General features: G+C 63.5%; 9 protein-coding genes and 1 pseudogene. All 10 read left to right on the top strand.

Going from position 1 to position 10,254, the window contains the following annotated elements:
- Positions 1–171 precede the first annotated feature (171 nt).
- The 10 genes and pseudogenes from HX805_RS14220 to HX805_RS14175 all read left to right on the top strand — a co-directional run bounded on the left by HX805_RS14220 (position 172) and on the right by HX805_RS14175 (position 10,219).
- Positions 172–765, top strand: coding sequence for a transposase (locus tag HX805_RS14220; RefSeq protein WP_087694077.1), 594 nt, complete (start codon positions 172–174; stop codon positions 763–765).
- A 59-nt stretch (positions 766–824) separates the two neighbouring features.
- Positions 825–2,423 (top strand): ShlB/FhaC/HecB family hemolysin secretion/activation protein, encoded by a 1,599-nt coding sequence (locus HX805_RS14215; RefSeq protein WP_177116969.1) that lies wholly within the window; start codon positions 825–827, stop codon positions 2,421–2,423.
- A 24-nt stretch (positions 2,424–2,447) separates the two neighbouring features.
- Entirely contained in the window at positions 2,448–4,247 is a 1,800-nt protein-coding gene (locus HX805_RS14210) for a DUF2341 domain-containing protein (RefSeq protein WP_177116968.1), read from the top strand.
- 11 nt (positions 4,248–4,258) lie between these two features.
- The gene (locus tag HX805_RS14205; RefSeq protein ID WP_003211540.1) at positions 4,259–4,684 is read left to right on the top strand and encodes a biopolymer transporter ExbD; all 426 of its coding nucleotides are present in this window, start codon (positions 4,259–4,261) and stop codon (positions 4,682–4,684) included.
- A gap of 3 nt (positions 4,685–4,687) precedes the next feature.
- Positions 4,688–5,372: pseudogene (locus HX805_RS14200) on the top strand (energy transducer TonB).
- Positions 5,373–5,413: 41 nt separating this feature from the next.
- On the top strand, positions 5,414–7,111 hold the full coding sequence (locus HX805_RS14195; protein ID WP_177116967.1) for a putative porin: 1,698 nt from the start codon (positions 5,414–5,416) through the stop codon (positions 7,109–7,111).
- A gap of 17 nt (positions 7,112–7,128) precedes the next feature.
- Positions 7,129–7,755, top strand: a complete 627-nt coding sequence (locus tag HX805_RS14190) for a hypothetical protein (protein ID WP_008430322.1) — start codon at positions 7,129–7,131, stop codon at positions 7,753–7,755.
- 20 nt (positions 7,756–7,775) lie between these two features.
- On the top strand, positions 7,776–8,258 hold the full coding sequence (locus HX805_RS14185; RefSeq protein WP_134326873.1) for a YbjN domain-containing protein: 483 nt from the start codon (positions 7,776–7,778) through the stop codon (positions 8,256–8,258).
- Entirely contained in the window at positions 8,255–9,190 is a 936-nt protein-coding gene (locus HX805_RS14180) for a peptidylprolyl isomerase (RefSeq protein WP_177116966.1), read from the top strand. The genes HX805_RS14185 and HX805_RS14180 overlap by 4 nt, the downstream gene beginning before the upstream one ends.
- A 51-nt stretch (positions 9,191–9,241) precedes the next feature.
- Positions 9,242–10,219, top strand: coding sequence for a LysR family transcriptional regulator (locus HX805_RS14175; protein ID WP_003211527.1), 978 nt, complete (start codon positions 9,242–9,244; stop codon positions 10,217–10,219).
- Positions 10,220–10,254: the final 35 nt, after the last annotated feature.

Below are 10,254 nucleotides of genomic sequence, written 5' to 3'. Positions count from 1 at the left end.
ACCGCAGCAACGGATATGCCCACTTCACCCCGCCCAAAAAAGAAGCTTTTATGACAAAAGTTCGGTAGTCCCCAGCGACCCCCGTCTTGGCTATGTAACGCGCTCAACACCGCCAAAAAAGGCGACGTCAGAGCCGCAAGCAGGATGCCAGGAGTGGGGCGAATGGGAACTATGGAACGTTACTCGAAAGTCGGCATGCAGGAGCTCGACCAGCGCCTGTCAAAGATCGTCGAAGCCGCACGCAAAAAACCGGTCTCGGTCTACCGCTATGGCGCACCGTGGGTATGGATCGTCTCCCAGGACGACTGGCAAGGCGCGCTCAAGGAAGTCTCCAGCTACATCCCCGCAGGCCATTCGCTGGTTTTGTTGCGCCCGCAGATCGACGACATCCTCGACCTCCACCGCGACCTGCTCCAGGCCCAACCCGGCACCCAGATCGCCCCCCAGACCGTCTTGCAGATCCTGCTGCTGCAACTCCTGTACTCAGTCCCCAACGAACAGCAACTGCACGAACAACTCAACTACAACCTGCTGTTCCGCTGGTTCGTCGGCCTCGACCTGAATCAGAAAGTCTGGGGCATCAACCTCCTGCAACGCGACATCGCCACGTTCCTGAACAACCCGCAGGCGGTGCAGTTGATCCAGAAAATCATTGGTGAAGTGTTCTGTGGCGCCTTGCTGCACATGCCGGAGTTCTCCCTGAACTTCGCCTTGCTGCACACCTGGCTCGCCCGGCATGGCAACACCTCGATATCCAGCAATTGAACAGGCCAAACGCCGGGCAAACGGCGACGGCAATCATTCTTAGTAGACCAGGGGGCGGTGTGGAGCATCTGTTCAAATCAACGCTGGCGCTGTGCTGGCTGACGCTGGGTGCACTGGCGCAACCGCTACAGGCCGAAGAGCAGGGCACCCAGCCCGAGCCTCCGGCACGGCTGGTGGACGTCAACGAGTACTTCGTGCGCGGCAACACCGTGCTCGACGCTCGTGCGATCGAAGAGGCGGTGTACCCGTTTCTCGGCCCGCAAAAGACCCTCGCCGACATCGAAGGCGCCCGGGATGCCTTGCAGAAGATCTATCAGGCACGCGGCTATCAGTCGGTGTTCGTCGAACTGCCGGAGCAGAAGGTCGATGACGGAATCGTCTACCTGCAGGTCAGCGAAACCAAGATCGGGCGCGTCCGCGTGGTCGGCGCCAAGCACTATTCGCCGGTGGAAATCCGCGACGAAGTACCCGGCTTGAAGGAGGGCGCGGTTCCGGATTTCACCAGCGTGCAAACCCAACTCGCCGGCCTCAATCGCAGCGCCGGGCGGCAGGTCACGCCGCTGGTCCGCGAAGGCCAGCGCCCCGGCACCATGGACGTCGACCTGCAGGTGGAAGACCAGAACCCCTGGCACGCCAGCCTCGGCCTGAACAACGACTACAGCGCCGACACCAAGGAGCTGCGCAGCGTCGCGACCCTGGGTTACGACAACCTCTGGCAACTGGGCCACAGCATTTCCCTGACGTACTTCACCGCACCCCAGGACAGCGACAACGCCAAGGTCTGGTCGGGCTCCTACACCGCGCCGCTGACTGATCGCTGGAGCCTGCAGTTCTCCGGTTATCAGTCCGACAGCAACATCGCCACCATCGGCGGCAGCAACGTGTTGGGCAAGGGCCATTCCTATGGCGTGTCGGCGATCTACAGCCTGCCGGCCGGTGGCAATTGGGCCAATTCGTTCTCTGCCGGGGTCGACTTCAAGGACTTCAAGGAGCAGATGAAGTTTGGCGGCAGCACGGACGATATCCCGCTGAAGTACGCACCGCTGACCTTCGGCTACAACGGCTACCGCTACACCGAGCAGTCGCAATTGGGGCTGGGCTTGAGCCTGGTGGTGGGTACCCGTGCGTTCTTCGGCTACGGCAGCGACGCCGAGGAGTTCCAGTACAAGCGTGACAAGGCCAGCCCGAGTTTTGCGGTGCTCAAGGGTGACCTGAATTACACCTACACCTTCGGCAACGACTGGCAGTCGGCGTCCAAGGCCGGCTTCCAGCTGGCCTCGGGGCCGCTGGTGTCCAACGAGCAATATTCCGCTGGCGGCGCTACGTCGGTACGCGGGTATCTCGCCGCCGAGCGCACCGGCGACGAAGGCTACCTGTTGTCCCAGGAGCTGCGCACGCCGTCCCTGGCCAAGTTTCTCGGCAGCTACGTGCAGGAGTGGCGCTTCTACGCGTTTGCCGAAGGCGCACGCCTGCGCCTGCATGACCCGCTGCCCGAGCAGGAAGACGAATACAGCCTGGCCAGTGTCGGCCTCGGCACCCGCGCCAGTTTGAGCAAGTGGTTGTCCGGCAGCCTGGATTGGGGCTACCCGCTGCTTGAAGGCCCAAATACCCAGAAACAGGACTCGCGACTGCACTTCAGTGTGCAGGCGACTTTCTGACCCCTTTTTTCGGAGACTCCTGACATGCAACGCCTATTTCTGAGCCTGTTGATCTGCCTGGGCTTCGCGCTCCCGGCCACCGCCCATGCCTGGTGGCAGGACGATTGGCACTACCGTAAACAGATCACGGTGGACACCACCTCCCAGGGCGCAGCCATCAGCCAGGCCCTGGGCCGCACCGCGCTGCTGGTGCGCCTGCACACCGGCAACTTCAGCTTTGACGGGGTCAAGGACGACGGCGCCGACCTGCGCTTTGTCAGCGCCGACGACAAGACCGTGTTCAACCACCAGATCGAAAGCTTCGACCCGCTGATGGGCATGGCGCTGATCTGGGTCGATGTGCCCAAGGTCGAAGGCGGCCAGCGCCAGGACCTGTGGATGTACTACGGCAACCAGAAGGCGCCGGCCACCGCCAACGGCCAGTTGACCTTCGACCCGAACTACACCGCGCTCTACCACTTCGACGGCGCCAACGGCACGCCGCCCCGGGACACCACGGCCTACGGCAACACTGCCGTGAACGCTACCGGTGCGAGCATCGACGGCGTGATCGGCCGGGCCTTGCAGTTCAGTGGCCAGCCGTTGCTGCTGCCAGCCAGCCCGTCGCTGCAACACGCAGCGGGCGGCGCCTTCACTTTCAGCGCCTGGTTGCGGGTCGACCAGGCCAGCGGCGAGCAAGTGGTGGTGGCCCGTCGCGAGGGCGCCCACAGCCTGTTGCTGGGCTTGAACCAGGGCATGCCGTTTATTGAAATCGACGGCCAGCGCGCCGTCTCGACCCAGCCGCTGAACCCCGGCCAATGGCAGCACCTGGCGTTCACCGCCGAGGGCGACAAGGTCTTGCTGTACGTCAATGGCCGTGAGACCGCGACCCTCGCAGTGGCGATGCCGGCGTTCAATTCGCCACTGGCCATCGGTGCCGATTTGCCGGAAGCCGCCGGCGGGCACCTGCCGTTTAACGGGGCCATGGACGAACTGCGCTTGTCCAAGGTCGCGCGCCCGGCAGCCCTGTTGCTGGCCGATGCCACGGCCCAGGGCGCCGAGTCGAAACTGGTGGCCTATGGCGTGGATGAAGAACAGTCGGGCTTCGGCTTCGGCAGCCTGGGGTTCCTGCTCAAGGCGGTGCCGGTGGATGCCTGGGTGATCATCCTGGTGCTGGTGGGGATGATGTTCCAGTCGTGGTTCATCATGCTCCGCAAGAACCGCCAGGTCAGTCGCGTGAGTGCTGCCAACGATATCTTCCGCGAGCAATTCGCACAGATCGGTACGCGCCTGGAGATGTACTACGACGACGCGTTGCTGGCTGAGCGCCTGACCCATTCCTCGCTGTGGCGCCTGTACCGGGTCGCGGTCAAGGAAATCCGCACTCGCCGCGCCCAGGGCGCCGACACCTCGTCGGTCTCGGCAGCCACCATCGAAGCCATCCGCTGCTCCATGGACGGCGTGCGTACCCGGGAAAACCAGCAACTCGGCGCCAAGCTGTCGACCCTCTCCAACGCGATTGCCGGTGGCCCGTATATCGGCCTGCTCGGCACCGTGCTGGGGATCATGGTGGTGTTCCTCGGCACGGCGATGGCCGGCGACGTGAACATCAACGCCATCGCCCCGGGTATGGCGGCGGCCTTGCTGGCCACGGCCATGGGCCTGTTTGTCGCGATCCCCGCGCTGTTTGGCTACAACCGCCTGATTACCCGCAACAAGGAAGTCAGCGCCGACATGCGCGTGTTCGTCGACGAGTTCATCACCCGCCTGGCGGAGATGCACGGCGAGAGCCAGCACAGTGAAGCGGCGCACCGTCGCGACCACCACGCCCACGTCCCGGCCTGAGGAGAATCAGCATGGCTTCCGTGAATGCCTCCCACGACGATGACGATGACGCACCCGTCGACAGCATCAACATCACGCCCCTGGTGGACGTGCTGATGGTGGTGTTGGTGATGTTTATCCTCACCGCCACCGCCCAGGTCTCGGGGATCCAGATCCACCTGCCCAAGGCCAGTGCTTCGGTATCGCTGTCCGAGGCCAAGACCAAGGCCATCTCGGTGAACGATGGCGGCCAGGTGTTTCTCGACGCTTACCCGGTGACCTTGCCTGAGCTGGAAGAGCGCCTGCGCATCGAGAAAGCGCTGAACCCGGACTTCCCGGTGATCGTGCGCGGCGACGCCATGGTGCAGTACCAGAAGGTCATCGAAGTACTCGACCTGCTGCGTCGCCTGGAGCTGTCCCAGGTCGGGCTGGTCACCGGCAAACCGAGCCAGGGCTGAGTCATGACCGCACAGATGCCGATCGCGCCGACGCCCCTCAAGAACAAGCCGCCATTGCGCCCGCTGAAGTGGGGCATTGGCCTGCTGCTGGGCGCCGTGGCTGCCTGGTTTCTCTGGCAGTGGGCCAATGACATGAGTGGCGTGCGCCGTGAAGCGCCCAAGGTGCCGACGATTATTCCGTTGCCGCCACCGCCACCACCGCCGCCGGAAAAACCCAAGGAACCGGAGCCCGAGGTGCAGGAAAAAATCCCCGAGCCGGAACCCACGCCAACTCCCGATGAGGTCAAGCCCGAGGAAGAAGCACCGCCTTCACCGGCGGACGACCTGGCCAACCCGATGCAGTACCGACGGTTTCAACATCGGTGCCGGCAAGGGCGGCGGCATGGCCGGTTCCGGTGGTGGCGGGCTCGGTACCGGGACGTTCAAGCAGTACCTGGCCGGGGTGTTCCAGCGCCTGCTGCGGGAAGACCCGGAGTTGCGCAAGAAGGCCTACACGGTGCAGGCCGACCTGTGGCTGAGCGCAGACGGCGAGGTGACGCGCGTGGAGCTCGCCAAGTCCAGCGGCGACGCCGACACCGACGCCCAGGTGCTGGCCGCGTTGCGTGCCACACCGCGGCTGAAGGAACGCACACCCGCCTCAATGACCCTGCCGGTACGCCTGTCCCTCAAGGGCCGGCGCCCGGATTGATCGAACCCTTTTTTGCAGTTTTCTACAGGAGTTGTGTGCAGATGATTTCCCACGTGAATCGATTGACCCTGGCGGTCGGCATGGTCATCGCGACCCTGGTCGGCCAGGCGACGGCCGCCGCCGCGCCTTCGGAAAACGCCACGATCAACCTGATCCGCCTGCTGGTGCAGCAAGGTGTGCTCAAGCAGGAACAGGCCGACGGGCTGATCGCCCAGGCTGAAAAGGAAGCCCGGCAGGCACGCCAGGCCAGCACCGCCACGGCGGTAGCGGCAGGCCCAGTGGCGGCCCCCGGCGATGTGCGGGTGCAGTACGTGCCGGCCGCGGTGCGCGACCAGATTCGCGATCAGGTCAAGGCCGAGGTCATGGCCACCGCCAAGCAGGAAAACTGGGCCCAGCCCAACACCTTCCCGGAGTGGGTCTCGCGCATCAGCTTCGACGGCGATATTCGCCTGCGGGATGAGTCGCGCTATTTCTCGGGCAACAACAGCAATGAAATCGTCGATTACGCCAAGCTCAACGACAGCGGCCCCTACGACGTGAACAAGAACACCAACACCAAATTGCCGCCGCTGCTCAACACCCGCGAAGACCGCGAGAACCTGTTCCGCCTGCGCGCCCGCCTGGGCATGAAAGCCGTGATCTCGCCGGAATGGACCGCCGGCATCCGCCTCGGCACCGGCAACGACAACAACCCGGTGTCCACCACCCAGACCCTGGGCGGCGGCTTCGGCAAGAAAGACATCTGGCTCGACCAGGGCTACCTCACCTGGAAGACCACCGACTACATGACCCTGACCGCCGGACGTTTTGCCAACCCGTTCTATTCCACCGACATGATGTATTCCGGCGACCTCAACTTCGACGGTGTGGCGGCGATCTTCAACCACAAGCTCAACAGCGACTGGGGCCTGTTCGGCACCCTCGGCGCGTTCCCGGTGGAATACAGCCCCGACACCGCCACCACCAACGGCTTCGACAAGGACGAGAGCGAAAACAAATGGCTGTTCGGCGGGCAGATCGGCGCCGACTGGAAGATCAACCGCAGCAACAGCCTGAAGGGCTCGATGGCCTACTACCACTTCGGCGATATCCAGGGCGAACGCTCCAGCCCTTGCTCGCCGTGGGCCGGCCAGCCGGCGTGCGATACCGATGGCACGCGCCTGGCCTTCATGCAGAAGGGCAACAGCGTGTTCCTGCTGCGAGACATCACCCCCAACCCGGCAACGCCTGGCCTGACCCCGCAACCGCAATTCGTCGGCCTGGCGTCCAAGTTCAATGTGCTGGACCTCAACCTGGCGTGGGACAGCGAGCTGCCGGAGGACCTCAAGCTGCGCAGCCAGACCAACTTCATCCACAACCTGGCCTACGACAAGGGCGAGATGCTCAAACGCAGCGAAGGCCAGATCGTCAACAACCTCAACAGCGACGGCCAGTTTGAAAGTGGCGGCAATGCGCTGCTGGTGCAGTTCACCCTCGGCAGTGCGCTGGAGATGCGCAAGAAGGGCGACTGGAACGTGCTGGCCGGCTACAAATACATCCAGCCGGATGCCTTGCCGGACGGCTTCAACGACTCCTCGTTCCACCTCGGCGGCACCAACGCCAAGGGCTATTTCATCGGCGCCAACTACGGCCTCGACAAGAACATCTACGCCAGTGCCCGTTGGCTCAGCGCCTCCGAAGTGTATGGCGCGCCGTTTGAAGTGGATGTCATGCAACTGGAACTCAACACGCGCTTCTGATGCGCCGGAGAAAGCTCATGAACACGCGAATTTGCGGCCTGCTTCTACTGCTCGTTACCACCGGCGCTTCGGCTGAAGGCATGGAGGAGCGCCTGCGCACTCAGCTGCGCAGCACCACCCAGCAGTTGCAGGCGCTGCAAAGCGAGCAGGCCCAGGCCAGTGCCGCACGCATCGCCGCCGAAACCCAGGCCAAGCAGGCCCAGGCGCAGGTCAAGCAACTGACCGCCGAACTGGAAAAGACCCGTGGCGTGGCCGAGCAACTGGTGGGCCAGCAACAGAGCCTGCACAGCCAGGCCCAGGCCCAGGTGGCCGCGAGCAATGAGCAGGTGGGCAAGTTCAAGAAAGCCTATGAAGACTTGCTGGTAATCGCCCGGGGCAAAGAAACCGAGCGCGCACGTTTGCAGGCGCAACTCACGGAACGTGACACACAAGTGCAGCAATGTTCAGTCAAGAATCAACAGATGTACGACGTGGCCCAGCAGTTGCTGACGGCCTACGAAAAAATCGACGTGGCCGACGTGATGAGCATCCGCCAACCGTTCGCCAGCAGCACCCGGGTCAAGTTCGAGGAACTCGCCCAGGGTTTTGGTGACGGCCTTTACCTTAATCGGTTCGATGCTCCACAGACCGTCACTAATCATTGATCGACAAGGAAGATACCCCTATGAGCGACGTACAACTGATCACCAGCGTGACCCCGCAAGCCTTGACCGAGCTGCTGCAGGAAGCCGGCTACCGGGTCAACCAGACCGAGCAGAACGGCATCGTGCAATTGCTCAGCGCAAGCCAGGGCATTGGCTTCGCCGTGCGTTTCGGCAACCCGGCGGCAGAGCAGGGCAGCTACGTGGACTTCACCTACAGCTGCGCGCTGCGGGTGCAGGGCGAATTGCCCGAGGGGCTGGCCCAGGTCTGGAACGCTTCCCGACGTTTTGCGCGGTTGTCGTTGCAGGGTGAGTTCCTGCTGATGGAGATGGACGTGGTGGCCGCCGGCGTGGGTGCGCCGTACTTGCGCAATCAGCTGGAATTGTGGGACCGCCTGCTGCAGGAATTCATCGTCTACCTGCGTGAATACAGCCAGCAAGCCGCCCAGCTCCAGGCCGGGTCCGCGCCTGCTGTCGACGCGCGCGAAGAGGCGCCTGCCCTGTGAAGAAACCAGCCCTGGTGGTCGGCGCTGGCGCCCTGGTGGTGCTGGCGGTCGCGGTGGGGTTGAGCCTGCGGCCGGGCAGTGACCCGGTCGCAGCCCAGCAGCCGGCGCCGGTGGCCGTGAAGGACGGGCCGGCGGTGGCGCGCCTGGGCAACCAGCAGATCGACCTCGCCGAACTCAAGTCGGTGTTGGCCGCCTTGCCGACGGAAACCCGCGAGCAGTTGCGTGGCAACCGTGGCTCCCTGGAAACCTGGCTGCGTTCGCGCCTGGCGCAAAAGGCCGTGCTTGAACAGGCCGATGCCCAGGGCTGGCGGCAGCGCCCGGAGGTGGAGCAACAGACCCGCGCCGCCACCGAGCAGATCGTGTTTCGCGACTACATGTTGTCGGTCAGCCAGGTGCCGACGGATTACCCCAGCGCCGCTGAATTGCAGCAAGCCTATGACAGCGGCAAGGCACAATGGGTAACGCCGCCGTTGTACCAGGTCAGCCAGATTTTCCTGGCCGTGAGCGACCCGCAAACCGTCGACAATGTGCGCCGCCAGGCCCAGGAGTTGAGCCGCAAGGCGCAGGCCTCGCCAGGCGAATTTTCCGCCCTGGCCAGCCAGTATTCCCAGGACCCCGACAGCGCCCGGCGCGGTGGCGATTCCGGGATGCAGCCATTGCAGCAATTGGTGCCTGAAATGCGCGGTGTGGTGGCGCGGCTCAAGACGGGCGGGGTGTCGGAGCCGGTGCAGAGTGCGGCGGGTTTTCACGTGCTCAAACTCACTGGGCAACAACCGGCGCGCACGGCCACGCTGGATGAACTGCGTGGCCGCCTGACCGAGGCCTTGCGTGCGCAACGCCAGGAGCAGATTGCCAAGGCCTACCTGGAAGGCATGCTCAATACCGCGACCTTGAGTATCGACGGCGCCGAGCTGAACAAGGTGCTGGAGTAAAACCGTATCACCGCATTGGATGCACAGTACCCACAAGACAGGGAGTCTCCCATGGTATTTGTTGAACCGGCTGTACCCCACGGCGTCGCGCCTTATCGTGCGTCGACCGAATCCCGCGAGGCCTGGCTGGCCCTGGCGGCCGCGATCGAGCCCGAGGTGGCGCAGTATTTCCTGATCAGCGCCCGCTGTGGGTGTTTCATGCAGGCGGCTCGCAGCCTCAATATCAAGGCCACGCAGTTGCGCAAGCGCCTGGCGCAGCTGGAAGAGCAACTGCGGCGTTCGCTGTTCAGCTATCAGGGCAATGTCCTGGCCCTGAGTCGTGAAGGGCAGCAGTTGCAGGCGCAGTTGATTGCCCTGGCGCATGAGCGACGCTTGCCGGTGCTGGAGCAACCGTTGATTCGGCTGGCGGTTGCCGAGTCGATCCTGCATGACATTCTGGGGCGCGACCTGATTGCGCTGTTGCGGCGCAATGCGAGTGTGCGGCTGGAGATCATTTCCATCGACAGCGAGTTGGGGTTGCAGGCGCTGGATGCGGATGTGGTGGTGTGGTTGTCGGGGATGGATTCGCCGGGGGCGGGGCCGAGTTTTGCCATTGGGGCGCCAGAGGTGTTGGCGCGGTTGGATTATTCGCCGCATATTGCCAAGCGGTATTCGCGGTTGGCGGTGCGGCCGGACAGCATTGAAGACCTTGCGGATTATATGTTGGTGCAGTGGCAGCCGGACCGGCAGGTGGAGGCGCTGCGGCCGTGGAATAGCCTGGTGGAGCAGCGGCTGGCGGGGGTGGTGCGGGTGGAAGCGTATCCGCTGATGCTGGAGATGATTCGGTGCAGTGCGTGTATTGGGTTGTTGCCGCGGTACATGAGTTGTTTTGATCGTGGGTTGACGGCGTTGGATGGGGTATTTCTGGAGGGGATGCAGCGGCAGGTCTGGATGGGGGTGAGTGCTGATGTGCGGCATCCGCTGGAGGTGGGGTGGGTGGTGGAGATGATTCGGAATACGTTTCTTGAGCGGGGGGAGTGGTTTGATTGATTGATTGATTGATTGAGTACATATCCGTTTCTTCG

Source organism: Pseudomonas sp. G5001, assembly GCF_013385475.1.
In the GTDB taxonomy this organism is placed as follows: domain Bacteria; phylum Pseudomonadota; class Gammaproteobacteria; order Pseudomonadales; family Pseudomonadaceae; genus Aquipseudomonas.
Note: the sequence above shows the minus strand (reverse complement) of the source record. Positions and strands in the feature narration are given on the sequence as shown.